Genomic DNA, 15,492 nt, shown 5'->3' with positions numbered 1-15,492 from the left:
CCCGGCGCTCGTTGGATACATGGCGTATCGTAATACACGCTGTATCCGATTCACGATGTATCCTGTCCCACAGCCGGGTGAACCGGGCCGATGCGAAAGAATGGCGAGATGACCGAGGAGCGGGGCGCCACCATGACCAGGCGCCGGGCGGACACCCGCCGACGGCTGATCGACGCGGCGTACGAGGCCTTCTCCGAACGCGGCATCCGGGACACCCCGGTCGAGCTGATCTGCGAACGCGCCGGCTTCACCCGCGGCGCCTTCTACTCGAACTTCAGCTCGAAGGAAGACCTCTTCCTCGCCCTGTTCCAGGAGGAGACCGCGATCCGGCTCGAGCGGTTCCGTGAGGCCACCGAGAGCGTGCTCGGCGACACCGTCGTCGGCGCGCACGAAGACCTCTCCCCGACGCTCGGGCGGATCGCCGAACTGTTCATGGTCGCGCTCAACGCGGACAAGGACTGGTACCTGCTGTGCGCGGAATTCCGCACGCAGGGCCTGCGGCAGCCGGAGATCCGCGACCGGATCGGCGCCGCGTTCCGGTATTTCCACACCGAACTGGGCGCGATCCTGGTCGGCACCCTGGACCGGATCGGCCGAAAACTGACGATCTCGGCGGAGGACGCGGTGCTCGTCCTCGTGGCCCTGTACGAACAAGGACTGCAGAACTATCTACTGGCAGGCGGCGAACTCCCCGCCGACGGCCGCTTCGTCAGCGAACTGATCCCGAAGGTGATGGCGTCGCTCATCGTCCCGGCACACTGACCCGTCAGCACCGGGGCGGAAGCCATCCGGGCGTGGTCACGACCCGCTCGGGCGCGACGGGCATCTGCGCGGTCTTCGACCCGAAGACGAAGCCGACGAGCCCGCCGGGGCAGACACGCACCGCGCCGGGCCCGTCCTGAGTCCCGGATTCGCGCCAGGCCACCGGATCCAGCCCGACCCGCCACACCTTCCAGAACGACGTTCCGTCCCGATGACCGGTGCACGGATCGCCATCCGGCAGGCCTTCGACGCGGCAGACATAGCGGGAATCGGCGTACGGCCCCGATCCGTCCCCCAGTCGCACCGCGAGCCCGGAGCGTTCGAGCGCGGTCCGCGCGTCACCGGGCGATCCCGGCACGCATCGCACGAGCACGCCGACCGCGACGGTCACCCCTTCCGTTCCCTCGCAGGCACCCGTTCGCGCGACGGGGTCCACGGCGGGAAAGAGGGCCACCAAGCTGAAGAGCACGGCCAAGATCGACATCTTCGAATACTAAGGGTGTCCACCCGCATGCGCACAGTGAATCTTTACGAAATATAGACGCGGGCCACGCTTGCACATTCTTCGGCACAGGAAAAAGATGTGTTCTTCTCGCGCGCACCACTCCATCGGGTGCGGCTCTTCGAAAGGTTCAGAGCGTGACGCGCAGGCGCCTTGTCGCATTCGTCGTTCCCCTCGCCCTCGCCGGATTCCTGCTCACCGCGGGCGGCACCGCCCACTCACGGCAGACGGCACAGAGCCCGGTCGACATCTCCCCCGGCGCGATCAGGTTCGACCCGGCCCTGCCGAAACCGGACATCTCCTACGGCCACTCGGATCTGGACCTCGAATACATCCGAAAGGACGCGTCGGACACCAACGGATGCAGTACGAGGAATCACGAAGAAACCGAAGAGGCCATCGTCAGGCCGGGCACCGGGCACGTCACACTCGCCGGGGTCCGCTACGAACTCGAACAGTTCCATTTCCACACTCCGTCCGAACACCGTTTCCTCGGCCGCACCGATCCGCTGGAAATGCATTTCGTGCACCGCAGTGCCGCCGGGAAACTGCTGGTGATCGGCGTGCCGCTGCGCTCGGGCGCCGCGTCGCCGGTGGATCGCGTCCTGGCGAAGCTCGCCCCGGAATGCGGCGAAACGGTGGCGTTGGAGGACTTCGACCTCGCCACGCTCCTGCCCCGCGACCGAAGCACGCTGCGGTACGACGGCTCGCTCACCACGGCCCCGTTCACCGAAGGGGTGCGGTGGTTCCTGATGTCCGAGCAGACCGTTTCGCCGTCGACGATCGCGCGGTTCCAGGGCCTGTTCGGCACGGGCAACGCCCGCGCGCCGCAGCCGCTCAACGGACGGCGGCTGACCGTGGTGCCGCAGTTCTAGTGAGTGGTAAGGACGGTTATTTGAGGTAAGGCAAACGTGTCGTGGTCGCGGACGGGTCGATGGTGGGGTGAAGGCTCCCTTCACTGCGTCTAATGCGGTGAAGGGAGCCTTCACACCTGCCCCAAGTACATGAAGGACCCCTTCCTTGCGCCTAGGTACAGGAAGGGGTCCTTCATGTACTGAAGGCGCGCGGCCACCGGCGTTTCATCGGGATTTCATGGCTCCGCCCTACGGTTCCGGGCACGGATCCGCGACCCGCGGACCGGTGGTCCACGAGGAGACGTGCATGAGCCCGGCGAGCCGGACCCCGTACAACATGGTGACGCCCCGGGACGACGCGCCGAGCCCAGGGCAACGGGACGGGGTCGTCGGACCGGGCTGGAGCTGGGCGGCGTTCTTCACCCCGTGGGCCGACGGCCGCCCGTCGCCGAGGTACCGGTGGACGCTGTTCGACACCGCCGCCGACGCCGTCGAAGACCTCCGTCGTTGTCTCGACGACGGCGCCGTCGGCCGGCGCGGCGCCCTATGCTCCTCCGTACTCCGCAAACGTGGCGCGCCAAGGGAATTGGTGCTGTGCGACGCCGCGGAGTGGGCTTACGCCGTCCACGAGGTCCGCGCCGGCGTACATCTGGCCGACGCCGCCGACACCTACTTCGCGCGCTGGCGGACGAGCATGGCGGGGCACCGGTTCACGATCGTCAACGCCGGAGTACCGACTGTCTGGTGAGCTCCAGCCCCTCCAGCGCGAGAGTGCGCTGAGCGGGATCGCCGTCGGGTCCGATGGTGGTGAGCACCCACTCGAAATGCTCCCTGGCCGCCACCGGGTCGCCCGCGGCGAGATGGGTACGGCCGAGCCGGTTGCGGATCTCGGATTCCATCCCGACGATGGTCTCTTCGGTGACCGCGGTCAGCGCCCGCCGTTGGAGTTCGAACGCGGCGTCGAGATTCCCCAGTTCCAGTTCCGCGGCGCCCAGCCGGGCGAGACTGGTCGCGGTCAGAAGGCCGTCCGTGGTCTCCTCGGCGAGCTCGACGGACCGCCGGAGGTCGAGCGCGGCTTCGGCGAACCTGCCGGTTTCGAGCCGGACGGTGCCGCTGTGACACAGCACCCTGGCCACCATCCCGGGACTGCCGATCTCCTCCCCCAGCGCCTGGGCGCGGCCGAGGTGGTCGAGCGCCTCGTCGTGCTCCCCCTGCAGGTACGCGAGATAACCGAGCGCGGACAGCGATCTCTCGGCGAGCCAGCTGTCCCCCACCTCGTCGGCGAGGACCATCACCCGCCGCATGCCGGGGATCGCCAGATCGTGCCGTCCGGCGATCAGATCCACCATGGTCAGCCCGCCCAGTGCCCGCGCCTCCACCCCGCGGTCTCCGGACGACTGGCCCGCCCGCAGCGCGTCGTCGAACCAGCCGCGCGCCCGGTCCAGCTGCCCTTGCATGGCGTAGGCGTAGCCGAGGCAGAACCGCAGCGACGAGACGAGACGTTCGTCCTCGGCCCGTTCCGCCAGCGGGAGCGCGATCTGCAACGCCGTCCGGCATTCGTGGTACCGCTGCTGGCGCGCGAGATAGTCGACCAGTCCCTCGGCGACTGCGCACGCGAGGTCGTCCAGCCCGGCTTCGGCCGCTTGCGACACCACTTCCGGCAGTTCGCCGACGGCATCGAGCCAGGCGGAAGCGTCGCGCTGGCCGGTGAAAGGACCGCCTTTCTCCAACGGGAACCGCGCGACACCCCATTCGCTCGCCCGTCGAGCGGCGCCGAGATACAAGCCGTACACGCGTTTCCGTGCCGCTTCGGCGGCCTCCTCGGGCATCTCCCCGGCGAGCCGCCGGGCGTAGACCGCCACCAGATCGTGCAGCCGGTAGCGGCCGCTCGCCGGCTCCTGCACGAGGCTCGCGTCGACCAGGCTTTCCAGCCGCCGCTCGGCTTCGGCGGGCGAGCAGTCCAGCAGCGCGGAGACCGAGAGCCGGTCGAACTCGGCCGTCGGCGACAGGCCGAGCACACTGAACGCGTCCTGCTCGGCGGGGCGCAGCTGTTCGTACGACAGGCGCAGCGCCACCTCGACGCTGCGGTCCTCGGCGGTCAGTTCGCCGAGCCTGCGCTCGTCGTCCGACATCCGGTCCACCAGATCCTTGAACGTCCACATCGGACGGTTCTGCAGCCGGGCGCCCGCGATCCTCAGCGCGAGCGGCAAACGCCCGCACAGCCCGGCGAGCGCGCGCACGGCGAACCGCTCACCCTCCGCCCTCGGCGCTCCGACGATGCGGCCGAGCAGCCGTTCCGCCGCTTCGAGACCCAGCGCGCCGAGGGAAACGCGGCGATCGGCGTCCAAACCGGACAGACGGCGACGACTGGTCACCAGCACCCGGCTACCCGGCCCGGACGGCAGCAACGGCCGCACCTGTCCGGCGGACTCGGCGTTGTCGAGCACCAGCAGCAACCGCAGTTGCGCGGTCGCCGCCCGCCACGACGCGGACAGCTCGTCGAGATCGTCGGGCATGAGCCCGTCTTCGACCCCGACCGCGCGCAGCAGCCGCCGCAGCGCACGCTCCGGTGTCACCGGCTCACGGCCTTCGGTGTAGCCGTGGAGATCCACGAACAACGCACCGTCCGGATAGGACTCGCGGAGCCGGTGGGCCGCGCGCACCGCGAGCGTGGTCTTCCCGGCGCCCGGGACGCCGTCGACGGTGTCGACCGAGACCGACTCCGGATCGCCGTCCGCCACCAGCAGCGCGAGTTCACGATCCCTGCCGACGAGTTCGCCGTTGGTGGCGGGCAGCTCGTTGCGGATCCGGCGAGCGGGCTCCCGGCGCTGGGCGACACCGAGCAGCGCTTCGTCCCCGCGCAACACCGCCTCCTGCACCTGCCGCAGCTCCTCACCCGGCTCGACGCCGAGCTGCTCCACCAGCCGCTCGCGGACGTCGGTGAACACCTCCAGCGCCTCCGCCTGCCGCCCGCCGCCGTAGAGCGCCCGCATCAGCAACGCGGCCAGCGGCTCACTCGGCGGATCGGCGGACACCAGCGCCGAGAGCTCGCCGATCACCTCGTCGAACCGTCCGAGCTTCAGCTGGGCCTTCAGTTTCCGGCGCAGCAACAGCAGTTTGCGTTCCTCCAGCCGTCGCCGCTCGCCCTGGACGAACGCGCCGGGCAGTCCCGTCAGCGGCTCGCCGTGGAACAGCCGGAGCGCGTCGGCGAAGGTGTCCACCGCGGCGACGAGGTCGCCCGCTTCCTCGGCGGCGGCCGCGACGGCGGCGACCTCCTCCAGCCGGACCACGTCGAGGAGCACCCCACCACCGGCGAACCGGTAGCCGCCGCGGTCGGACACGATCACCGAGTCCCGCGGCTTCGTCCCCGACGCGTCCAGGCATTGCCGCAACCGCCGGACGTACACCGGCAGCACGTTCGACTCCGGCGGCTTCTCCCAGAGCCCGTCGGTGAGTTCGTAATGGCTGACGGTCACGTCCGGGCGCAGCAGCAGCGCGGCGAGGACGGCCTGCTGGCGGACCGGACCGAGGTCCAGCCGGGTCTCGCCGTACCAGGCCCGCAACGGGCCGAGCACTTCGAACCGCAGTTTCGATTCCGACATGATCCCCCCTTCGTCCCGCACTAGCCCGGCACCACGATCCCGTGATCGAACGCGTACACGATCGCCGCCGCCCGGTCCCGCAACTGGAGTTTGGTGAAGATCCGGCCGATGTGGCTTTTCACGGTCACCTCCGAAATCACGAGAGTGGCGGCGATCTCCGCGTTGGTCAGCCCCCGGCCGATCGCCCTGAGCACGTCCTGTTCCCTCGGTGTCAGCAGTTCCGGCGAACGCCCGCCGCTGCCGTTCCCGGCGGCCTGCCGATAAGCGGCGAGCACCCGGCCGGTGACCCCTGGATCCAGCCAGGCGTCGCCCGCGGCGACCGCCCGCACGGCCCGGATCAGGTCTTCGGCGGGGGAATCCTTGAGCACATAACCCGCCGCGCCCGCCCGCAGCGCGTCGGCCAAGAGGTTGTCGTCGTCGAAGGTGGTCAGCGCGAGCACCGGCGGATGCCCGCCGGTCCGCCGCAGCCGTCTGGTGGCCTCGACACCGCCGACGTTCTTCATCCGCAGGTCCATCACGATGACGTCGACCTCGTGCGCGGCCAGCGCCGCGGGCACCTCCGCCCCGTCGCCGCATTCCCCCGCGATGACGAACCCGTCGCGCCGCCGCAGGATGCGCCGCAGCCCGGACCGCACCAGCTCCTGATCGTCGACCAGCAGCACCTGGACCTCGGCGGCGGTCACGGCTTGACCCCCGGCACGGTGACGCGCACGATCCACTGCCTGCCGCTGGGCCCGGCGCTGAGATCGGCGCCGAGCTGCGCCGCCCGGACGGCCATCCCGGCCAGTCCCGAGCCGTCTTCGGCCGCGCGGCGGACGGTCGCGGGGAGGGTGTTGCTGACGACGAGGTCCAGCCCGGAACGGCCGGCGTTCAGCCGGACCTCCGCGGTCGCGCCGGGGGCGTGCTTGACGACGTTGACAAGTGATTCCTGCACGATCCGGTAGAGGCCCAATCCTTCCGAGGCGCCTACCCGGCCGAGGTCGCCTTCCTGTGTATAGCGCACCGCCAGTCCGGCGCTGCGGGTGCGTTCCACCAGCGTCGCGATGTCCTCCACGCCCGGCAGCGGGGCACTGCCCGACGGGGAGTCGGCGAGCAGGCCGACCGTGCGGCGGATGTCGGCCATCGCCGCCCGTCCCACCTGCTCGGCTTCGGTCAGCGCTTCGATCGCCTCGTCGACGTCGCGGTCCTGCTGCAGCGCGTGCCGGGCACCGGTCAGGTGCAGCAGCGTGATGCTGAGCGAATGACCGACGACGTCGTGCACCTCACGCGCGATCCGCTGGCGTTCGGCGAGCAGCGCCTTGTCGCGGGAGGCGTCCCGGTTGCCGCGCTCGGCGGCCAGCACCCTGGTGTACCAGCGGGTCATGAGCCCGCCGCTGAGTCCGAGCAGGACCGCGACCATGTACACCGGTCCGCCGATCAGCCCGCCCCAGATCCCCGCCACGGCCAGCACCGCCTCGCAGGCGATCGTGACGAGGGCGATCCCCCATGACGTCCGCAGGACACTGCCCGCTTCGGTGGCCGCGACCAGCAACAGCAACGGCGCGAAATCCGGGAGCGCCGGCTCGGCGAGCAGGACGGCGGCGGCGGCGATCAGCGCCGCCACCCGCGCCCAGGGCACGACCCAGCCCGTGAGCGCCCACGCCAGCGGGGTGGCGATCACGAGCAGCCCGCCCAGCGCGATCGGCTGCGGCGGTACCAAGGCGTCCCGCTGCACCACCGCGACCACGGCGAAGACCACGCTCACGAAGGTGGAACTCACCGGAACCCACCAGGGCAGGGCGAGCCCGGCACGAGCGAGACTCACCTGCGCCCGTGCCCGGAACCGGTCCCGCAAGATCTCCAGCACGCCATCAGCCTAGGAAGTCCCGGTGAACGAGTCATCGTGCGGCGGGCGGCACCCGTCTCCGCCCACGGTAGGAGGCCGGGCGAGCACGGTCGGATGAAATCCGGATGAAACCTCCGAAGGCCGCGGGCCAAGGCCGTGAGTGCCCATGAGTGTTCTATTGAAGGGTAAGTCGAAGGTGGCGTGATGGAGTCGGCGGTGCGAGCGGGCTCGCCACCGAGATCCAGCACCCCCCTCAGCTGACGCGGTGAAGGACGCTTTACCCGCGTCGCACGCGGTGAAAGTCCCCCTCATCCACTCCGGCGCCGACGAACACTGAGGTACCTACTGGCGGTCTCGCGTGACTGGACGGACGACTCGCGGCGAGGCATCGCCGTGGAAGTGTCGTCCGTCTGGTCACGTGTGTCGTCCATCGGATCACGCGAGTCGTCCGGACGATCACGCGAAGTGCCGACCAGCCACAACGGCTTCGCCGTGCTCATTCCTGGCTGAGCGCGACCCAGTTCAGTTTCTCCTGTTCTCGTTTCGGCAGGCCCGCGACGACGAGGTCGTAGGAGTCCTCGATCATCTCCCGGACGAAGTCGTCGGTCAGCGAACCGTCCAGTTCGACGGTGTTCCAGTGTCGTTTGTTCAGGTGGTAGCCGGGGATGATCGCCGGATGCTCGGCGCGCAACCGGACGGCGAGGTCGGGCTCGCATTTGAGACTGATCCGCAGCGGTTCCGCCTTGAGCGGGCTGAGCGCGAACACCTTGCCCGCGACCTTGAACACGCTGTTCTCCTCCCCGAACGGGAACTCCTCCCTGGCGCCGGGGAAGCCGAGGCAGATCTTCCGGAGGGCGGCTGGCTTCATGGCGTTCAGGCTAATCGCGACCACCGACAGAAACCTGTCCCGTCCGGGACGTTGACCGCTTGTCGGTGATTCACTGACGATGGGTGGAGCCGACTGGGTGGAGGCGAAACCGACATGCGCGTGAAACAGCTCGCCGTAGCGGGAATCCTGGTGCTGGGTGTGGTGCCCGGGGTCGCCGCGGCGGCCCCGCCGTCCGGAGTGGAAAGCGCCGCACCGAGCGGCTGGGTGGGCACCTGGGCGGCGGCTCCCGCGGCCGGGGTGGCCGGGACCGACAACGGCTACCCGAACTTCTCGATCCGCAACATCGTGCACACCAGCGTCGGCGGGCACGAAGTACGCGTGCGGCTGTCCAACGCCTTCGGCCGGACTCCGGTGCTGTTCGGCCGGGTGACCGTCGCGGTCGCCGCCGGCCCGGACACCCCGCAGGCCGTGCCGGGCACGATGCGCACGCTGACCTTCGGCGGAGATCGCGAGGTCACCGTGCCGCCGGGCGCCGACATCCTCAGCGACGGCACGGCGCTGACGGTGCCGAGGGACGGCGATCTCCTGGTCACCACGTACACACCGACGCCGTCGGGTCCGGTCACCTACCACCCGCTGGCGATGCAGAACTCGTACTTCACCCGGAACGGCGACAAGGCGGCCGACGAGTCGGCGGCGTCGTTCCCGGAGAAGACCGCGGTCTGGCACTACGTGTCCGGTGTGGACGTCCGGGGCCGCGGCCTGCGGGGCAGTGTCGTGGCGATCGGCGATTCGATCACCGACGGGGCGAACTCGACCTGGGGCGCGAACCTGCGCTGGCCCGATCAGCTCGCCGACAAGATCAGCGCGCGGACGGGCGTGCTCAACGCCGGGATCAGCGGGAACCGGCTGCTGCTCGACGGCGGCAACTACGGCGTCAACGCGCTGGCCCGGCTGGACCGCGACGTGCTCGGCCAGTCCGGTGTGCGGACGGCGATCGTGTTCGAGGGCATCAACGACATCCAGCAGACCCCGCACCAGGCCGATCCGAACAAGATCATCTCGGCGTTGAAGCAGATCGCCGGCCGGGCGCACGACCGCGGTCTGCGCGTGCTGGGCGCGACGATCACGCCGTGGAAGGGCTGGGGTTCGTACACGCCGCAACTCGAGGAGACCCGGCAGGCGGTGAACCGGTTCATCCGGACGAGCCGGCTCTTCGACGGCTACATCGACTTCGACGCGGTGATCCGCGATCCCGCCGACCCGCAGCGGATGAAACCCGAGTACGACTCCGGTGATCACCTCCACCCCGGCGACAAGGGCTTCACCGCCATGGCGGACGCCGTCCCGCTGCCGGGGCTCCGCTGATAATCAAGGGCTGCGCCAGGCGGTTCGGTGGGGCACGATGAACTGATGGCGAGCAGCGACAGCGGGATCCGGGAGACGGCGCGGCTGGTCCGGTTCGCCGAACACGAGGCGCGTGCCGAAATCCTCCGGGCGCGGCTCGCCGATCTCCACGGGACCATCCGGCTGGCGAAGCGGACGTCGAACCTGTTCCGGGCGCGGAAGGCGACCAGTACGCCGGGGCTGGACGTCTCGGGATTCACGCACGTGCTCGACGTCGATCCCTTGGCGCGCACGGCCGACGTCGAAGGCATGGTCACCTACGAGCAGCTGGTGGACGCGACCCTGCCGCACGGGCTGATGCCACTGGTCGTGCCGCAGCTCAAGACGATCACGCTCGGCGGCGCGGTCACCGGCCTCGGCATCGAGTCCTCCTCGTTCCGCAACGGGCTCGTGCACGAGTCGGTACTGGAGATGGAGTTGCTCACCGGTGACGGCAGGATCGTCGTCGCCCGGCCGGACAACGAGCACAGCGATCTGTTCCACGGCTTCCCGAACTCGTACGGGACGCTCGGCTACGCGTTGCGGTTGAAGATCGAACTGGAGCCGGTCAAGCCGTACGTCCGGCTCGACCACGTGCGATACGAAGACACCGAGGAGTACTTCGCGGCGCTGGCCGAGGCATGCCGGAGCGGGTCGGCGGACTTCGTGGACGGAACGGTCTTCGGGCCGGGCGAGCAGTATCTGACGCTGGGCACCTTCACCTCCTCGGCACCGGTGACCAGCGATTACACCTGGCTCGACATCTACTACAAGTCGATCCGCACCCGCGAGACCGACCATCTGAGCGTCCGGGACTACCTGTGGCGCTGGGACACGGACTGGTTCTGGTGCTCGCGGGCGTTCGGCGTGCAGCACCGGCTCCCCCGGCTGCTGCTGGGCAGGCGGCTGCTGCGGTCGTCGGTCTACTGGAAGGTCGTGGCGCTCGACCGCCGGTTCGGGATCGCCGCGAAACTGCTCAAGCTCCGTCGTCTTCCCCCGGAAGAGACCATCGTCCAGGACATCGAAGTGCCGCTCTCGCGGGCCGCGGAGTTCCTGGACTTCTTCCGCCGCGAGATCCCGATCAGCCCGGTGTGGATCTGCCCGCTGAAGCAGCGGCCGGGCGGCGTGAACTCGCCGCTGTACGAAATGGACCCCGAGACGCTGTACGTCAACTTCGGGTTCTGGTCCGCCGTGCCACTGGACCCCGGCGAGGCGCCGGATACGCACAATCGGCTGATCGAGGCCGAAGTGACCCGGCTCGGCGGGCGGAAATCGCTGTACTCCGACAGTTTCTATACCGAAGAGGAGTTCTGGCGGCTGTACAACGGCGACGCCTACCGGAAACTGAAGACGGCCTACGACCCCGACGGCCGCCTGCTCGACCTGTACGCGAAATGCGTGCGGCGGCGGTGATCGGGCCCGGGAAGAAGAGAGACGATCATGGCTGAGACGACCACCGTCGGGAAGATCTTCGAGCGGTTGCTCGGCCCGAGCGCCGAAGTGTCCATCACCGCCTACGACGGCAGCACGAGCGGCCCGGCGGACGCGCCGGTGTCGATCCAGGTGCGGTCGCCGCTGGCGCTGACGTACCTGATGTCGTCCCCTGGCGACCTCGGGCTCGCCCGTGCCTACGTCGCCGGCGCGCTCGACGTGGACGGCGATCTCTACTCGGCGTTGCGCGCGCTCGTGGCCCAGGTCGATCAGCTCAGCGCCGCGGACCGGTTGTGGCTGCTGCGCGAACTCGGGCCGAGGCATCTGCGGCGCGTCGCCCCGCCCGCCGAAGAACTGCCGAGCCGCGCCAAGCGCGTCTTCGACGGGCTACGGCACTCGAAAGCGCGCGACAGCAACGCGATCTCGAACCACTACGACGTCTCGAACCGGTTCTACGAACTGGTGCTCGGCCCGTCGATGGCCTACACCTGTGCCGCGTATCCGTCCGAAGGCGCGTCGCTGGAAGAGGCGCAGGCGCACAAATTCGACCTGGTGTGCCGGAAACTCGGGCTCCGGCCCGGCATGCGGCTGCTGGACGTCGGCTGCGGCTGGGGCGGGATGGTCGAGCACGCCGTCCAGAACTACGGCGTCGAGGCGCTCGGCGTCACCCTTTCGCGCGAACAGGCGCAATGGGCGCAGAAGGACATCGTGACCAAGGGGCTCGCGGACAAGGCCGAAGTACGGCACCTCGACTACCGCGACGTCACCGAAACGGACTTCGACGCGGTGTCTTCGATCGGGCTCACCGAACACATCGGCGCGCGCAACCTGCCGTCGTACTTCCGTTTCCTCGCCGGGAAACTGAAGCCGCACGGGCGCCTGCTGAACCACTGCATCACCAACCCGGACACCTCCGTCCCGCACCGGTCACGCGGGTTCATCGACCGGTACGTCTTCCCCGACGGCGAACTGGAATCCGTCGGCGAGATCGCCACCGCGATGCACGACAGCGGGCTGGAGGTGCGGCATTCGGAGAACCTCCGCGAGCATTACGCCACCACCCTCGGCGCCTGGTGCGCCAACCTCGACGCGAACTGGGACGAGGCCGTCGCCGAAGCGGGCGCCGGCCGGAGCCGTGTCTGGGCGCTGTACATGGCCGCGTGCCGCCTCGCCTTCGAACGCCGGGAAATCGAACTGCACCAGGTGCTCGGGGTGAAAGTCGGGCCGGACGGCGACGCGGGTATGCCGCTTCGGCCGGACTGGGGCGTTTAGAGGACTCAATGCCGGAAGGCTTCGGCGAGCCACCACGAGCCGCCGTCGTCGGCGATCTTGGCGTCGACGACGAGCGGCGCGTCCCGTGGGCCGTCGAGCCAGTCCTCGACGGCGGCGAGATCCTCGACCGACCGCACGGTGACCCCTGCGCAGCCGAAACCGCGTCCGATCGCCGCGATGTCGGTGTCGGGGAACCGGACCGTCGTCATGTCCGCGGCACCGAAATGGTGGATCTCCGCGCCATACGCCGCGTCGTTGTAGACGATGACGACGAGCGGGATCTTTAGTCGTACGGCGGTTTCCAGCTCGGAGAGGGCCATATGGAACCCGCCGTCGCCGACCCCGAGCACCGGCAGGCGCTCCGGCCGGACCAGTGCCGCGCCGATCGCCGTCCCGAGGCCCAGTCCGATGCTTTGGAACGCCTGGGTGAAGCAGAAGCCGTTCTCGTCGGGGACGGACAGATACGCGCTCGGGTAGCCCATGAAGTTGCCGGAGTCGATCGAGACCACCCGTTCGGTGGGCAGGATCTCGTCGAGACGGCGGCTGAGCGTGCGCGGATCGATCCTCCCGCCGCCGGATAGGTCGTTATACGGGACGTCGTTCCATCGGGTGGTTTCGGGAGCTTCGCGGCTCCTGTGGTGGCCACGCCTCACGAGTTCGGCGTGCACGTCCGCGGCCGTACTGGCGACGTCGCCGACGACGCCCAGGTCGACCGGCCGGTGCGCGCCGAGAGCCGCCTGGTCGACGTCGACCTGGACCCGCCGGGCGGCCGGGCCGAGCAGCGTGCCGTGCCGGGTGGTCCACATGTTCAGCGCGCATCCCCAGCCGATCACGAGGCCGGCGTCCCTGATGAGATCCGCCGCTCGCGGCGACGAAAAGCCACCCGAGATCCCGATCGAGAAAGGATCGTCGTGGAAGAGGCCGTGCGCCACCGCCGAAGTCGCCAGCAGCGCGCCGGAGACCTCCGCGAGCTCTTTCAGAGGCGTGGCACTCCCCCGCGCGCCGCGGCCGGCGATGAACACAGGCCGCCGCGCCTCGACGAGAAGATCGGTCAGTTTCGCGATCGCGTCGGCACTCGGACGGATCGACGCCGGACCGGGGATTTCCGGCACCGTCACCGCTTCGGGCGCTTCCTGCGCTTGGACGTCGAGCGGAAGGTTGAGCAGGACGGTCCGTCGCTGCTGCACCGCTGTCCGATAGGCGCGGACGGTGTCGGCGACCGCGGTTCGCGCGCCGTGCACACGTTCGGGCACCGCGCCGACGGCGGCCGCGAGCGCGTCCTGGTCGACCCGGAAGTTCGACAGCACCGCGGACGCCGCGGTGTCCCCCGCCAAGATGATCATCGGGGTCCGGCTCTTGGCCGCCTCGGTGATCCCGGTGAGCGCGTTGGTCAGCCCACAGCCCTGATGGAGACTCAGCACCGAGACCTGGCCACTCATCCGGGCGAACGCGTCGGCCATACTCGCCGCGCCGCCCTCGTGCCGCGCGGCGACGAACCGCACCCCGCCCGCCCGCAACCCGTTGGTCGCCTCGAAATTGCCGCTGCCCACCACCCCGAACGCGGCGCCGACACCGAGTTCCGCGAGCGTGCGGCCGACCAGCTCGGCGACGTTCATACCCGCTCGACCAGCGCGTAGACCCTGGCGGGACTGCCGGAACCGCCGACGATCGGGAGCGGGCTGACGACCAGCAGCGAGCCGGTGGCCGGCAGACTCGCCAGGTTCCGCAACTGGGTCAAGCCGTGTTTTCCGGCGCCCAGAAGGAGTTCGTGGCACGGGAAGGCCGGTTCGAGGGCGAGGGCCTGCCCCGCGTCGGTGCCGACGGTCTCCACCCCGAACCCGGTGATCGGCGCCTCCTCCGCGAGCCAGCGAGCGCACTCCCCCGAAACACCCGGGGTGTGCGGACCGTTCTCGTCGTTGTTGAGAAAGGCTTCCTGATCGTGTGAGCGAGCGTCCCAGCCCGTGCGGTAGAGCAGCCAGCCGCCGTCGGGCAGCGGCCCGTTCACGCGCTCCCACTCACGGATGTCTTCTATGGACAGCAGGTAGTCCGGGTCTTCGGCCGCGCGGGCCGACGCGTCGAGTACCACCGCCGGGGCGACCAGCGTGCGCAACGGCACCTCGGAGACGTCGTGGCCGTCCTTTCCCGACACCCAGTGCACGGGGACGTCGAGGTGGGTCCCGGTGTGCTCGCCGGTGTGGATGTTGTTCCAGTACCAGCGCGGGCCGCGTTCGTCGTACCGGCTGATCTCCTCCAGGCCGAACGGGATCGTGTTCGCGAACGGCTCCGGCAGCTGGAGGATCGGGGTGCTCGCGCTCAGCGGGGCGGTGAGGTCGACGACCTCGATCGCGCCCGTGGTGATCGCGGAGTTCAGCTGGGCCAACAACGACATGCGTGCCTCCCGGGAGTGACTGCGGCGTCTCGGCCACCTTAGGCGGATTTCGGGTTTGATGGTTGGCTGGGACGTCGCCGATACGCCGAGGAGGAGATCGATGGTCGAGGTGGCACTGCGGTCCGTCGAGGATCGCGACCTGGACACCTTGTACGAGCTGATGCGTGACCCCGAATCGGTCAGGATGGCCGCGTTCGTCGCGAGGGACCCCGACGATCGCGAAGCGTTCGACCGCCACATGGCGAAGTTGAGGAATTCTCCGGACCTCATCGTGCGTGCGGTGACCGGTGATGGCCGCTTCCTCGGCACCATCGGCAGGTTCTTCGTGGAAGGCGACGCTGAAATCACCTACTGGATCGACCGTGCGGTTTGGGGGCAAGGAATCGCCAGCCGAGCCCTCGCTCTGTTCCTGGAGATGGTCGAGGTCCGGCCTTTGCACGCCCGCGCCGCCAGCGACAATCTCGGGTCGCTTCGGGTGCTGGAGAAGGCGGGCTTCAGTGTCATTGGGACCGAAGTCGCCTACGCGGCCGCTCGGGGCGGGGAGATCGAGGAAACCGTTCTGCGCCTTGACCTTTGAGTGGTCGGTGGTCTGATGAGGTGGCGCGTTGCGAAAGTGGCTTTCGCAACGCGCCCCACGAAC

Annotated in this window: 14 protein-coding genes; 7 read left to right on the top strand and 7 right to left on the bottom strand. The window is 69.4% G+C overall.

Going from position 1 to position 15,492, the window contains the following annotated elements; all coding sequences use genetic code 11:
* The first annotated feature begins 108 nt into the window (after nucleotides 1-108).
* Complete coding sequence (locus AJAP_RS14630; RefSeq protein WP_038511751.1) at nucleotides 109-762, top strand: TetR/AcrR family transcriptional regulator; 654 nt, start codon at nucleotides 109-111, stop codon at nucleotides 760-762.
* A 4-nt stretch (nucleotides 763-766) separates the two neighbouring features.
* On the opposite strand, the gene AJAP_RS14625 is transcribed toward AJAP_RS14630, so the two are convergent.
* A complete protein-coding gene (locus AJAP_RS14625) occupies nucleotides 767-1,246 on the bottom strand; it encodes a hypothetical protein (RefSeq protein WP_038511749.1) in 480 nt (159 codons plus the stop codon).
* A 155-nt stretch (nucleotides 1,247-1,401) separates the two neighbouring features.
* Here AJAP_RS14625 and AJAP_RS42455 point away from each other — a divergent pair, with 155 nt between their 5' ends.
* Nucleotides 1,402-2,139 carry a carbonic anhydrase family protein gene (locus tag AJAP_RS42455; protein WP_051972446.1) on the top strand — a complete coding sequence of 246 codons (738 nt, stop codon included), beginning with the start codon at nucleotides 1,402-1,404 and terminating at the stop codon, nucleotides 2,137-2,139.
* A 286-nt stretch (nucleotides 2,140-2,425) separates the two neighbouring features.
* Nucleotides 2,426-2,866 carry a hypothetical protein gene (locus tag AJAP_RS14615; protein WP_038523025.1) on the top strand — a complete coding sequence of 147 codons (441 nt, stop codon included), beginning with the start codon at nucleotides 2,426-2,428 and terminating at the stop codon, nucleotides 2,864-2,866.
* Here the strand turns inward: AJAP_RS14615 and AJAP_RS14610 are convergent.
* The 4 genes from AJAP_RS14610 to AJAP_RS14595 form a co-directional block, all read right to left on the bottom strand.
* Entirely contained in the window at nucleotides 2,838-5,720 is a 2,883-nt protein-coding gene (locus AJAP_RS14610; protein ID WP_167551712.1) for an AfsR/SARP family transcriptional regulator, read from the bottom strand. The two genes, AJAP_RS14615 and AJAP_RS14610, sit on opposite strands and share 29 nt — an antisense overlap.
* Nucleotides 5,721-5,740: 20 nt before the next feature.
* Complete coding sequence (locus tag AJAP_RS14605) at nucleotides 5,741-6,403, bottom strand: response regulator (RefSeq protein WP_038511743.1); 663 nt, start codon at nucleotides 6,401-6,403, stop codon at nucleotides 5,741-5,743.
* Nucleotides 6,400-7,566 (bottom strand): sensor histidine kinase, encoded by a 1,167-nt coding sequence (locus AJAP_RS14600; protein ID WP_038511741.1) that lies wholly within the window; start codon nucleotides 7,564-7,566, stop codon nucleotides 6,400-6,402. The genes AJAP_RS14605 and AJAP_RS14600 overlap by 4 nt, the downstream gene beginning before the upstream one ends.
* Before the next feature lie 475 nt (nucleotides 7,567-8,041).
* The gene (locus AJAP_RS14595; protein WP_038511738.1) at nucleotides 8,042-8,413 is read right to left on the bottom strand and encodes an MmcQ/YjbR family DNA-binding protein; all 372 of its coding nucleotides are present in this window, start codon (nucleotides 8,411-8,413) and stop codon (nucleotides 8,042-8,044) included.
* A 114-nt stretch (nucleotides 8,414-8,527) separates the two neighbouring features.
* Here AJAP_RS14595 and AJAP_RS14590 point away from each other — a divergent pair, with 114 nt between their 5' ends.
* Genes AJAP_RS14590 through AJAP_RS14580 form a run of 3 tightly spaced genes read left to right on the top strand, consistent with a single transcriptional unit; the run spans nucleotide 8,528 to nucleotide 12,463 of the window.
* Nucleotides 8,528-9,742, top strand: coding sequence for an SGNH/GDSL hydrolase family protein (locus AJAP_RS14590; RefSeq protein ID WP_038511735.1), 1,215 nt, complete (start codon nucleotides 8,528-8,530; stop codon nucleotides 9,740-9,742).
* A 45-nt stretch (nucleotides 9,743-9,787) separates the two neighbouring features.
* Nucleotides 9,788-11,173, top strand: coding sequence for an FAD-binding oxidoreductase (locus tag AJAP_RS14585; RefSeq protein ID WP_038511732.1), 1,386 nt, complete (start codon nucleotides 9,788-9,790; stop codon nucleotides 11,171-11,173).
* A 27-nt stretch (nucleotides 11,174-11,200) separates the two neighbouring features.
* Nucleotides 11,201-12,463 carry a class I SAM-dependent methyltransferase gene (locus AJAP_RS14580; protein WP_038511729.1) on the top strand — a complete coding sequence of 421 codons (1,263 nt, stop codon included), beginning with the start codon at nucleotides 11,201-11,203 and terminating at the stop codon, nucleotides 12,461-12,463.
* 5 nt (nucleotides 12,464-12,468) lie between these two features.
* Here AJAP_RS14580 and AJAP_RS14575 read toward each other — a convergent pair whose 3' ends face one another.
* Both AJAP_RS14575 and AJAP_RS14570 read right to left on the bottom strand, forming a co-directional pair.
* The gene (locus AJAP_RS14575) at nucleotides 12,469-14,079 is read right to left on the bottom strand and encodes a thiamine pyrophosphate-binding protein (RefSeq protein ID WP_038511726.1); all 1,611 of its coding nucleotides are present in this window, start codon (nucleotides 14,077-14,079) and stop codon (nucleotides 12,469-12,471) included.
* Nucleotides 14,076-14,852, bottom strand: a complete 777-nt coding sequence (locus AJAP_RS14570; RefSeq protein ID WP_038511724.1) for a cyclase family protein — start codon at nucleotides 14,850-14,852, stop codon at nucleotides 14,076-14,078. The genes AJAP_RS14575 and AJAP_RS14570 overlap by 4 nt, the downstream gene beginning before the upstream one ends.
* Before the next feature lie 100 nt (nucleotides 14,853-14,952).
* On the opposite strand from AJAP_RS14570, the gene AJAP_RS14565 reads away from it, so the two are divergent.
* Nucleotides 14,953-15,429: a GNAT family N-acetyltransferase gene (locus AJAP_RS14565; RefSeq protein ID WP_038511721.1), complete on the top strand. Its 477-nt coding sequence runs from the start codon at nucleotides 14,953-14,955 to the stop codon at nucleotides 15,427-15,429.
* Nucleotides 15,430-15,492: the final 63 nt, after the last annotated feature.

The organism is Amycolatopsis japonica (assembly GCF_000732925.1).
Classification (GTDB): domain Bacteria; phylum Actinomycetota; class Actinomycetes; order Mycobacteriales; family Pseudonocardiaceae; genus Amycolatopsis; species Amycolatopsis japonica.
Note: the sequence above shows the minus strand (reverse complement) of the source record. Positions and strands in the feature narration are given on the sequence as shown.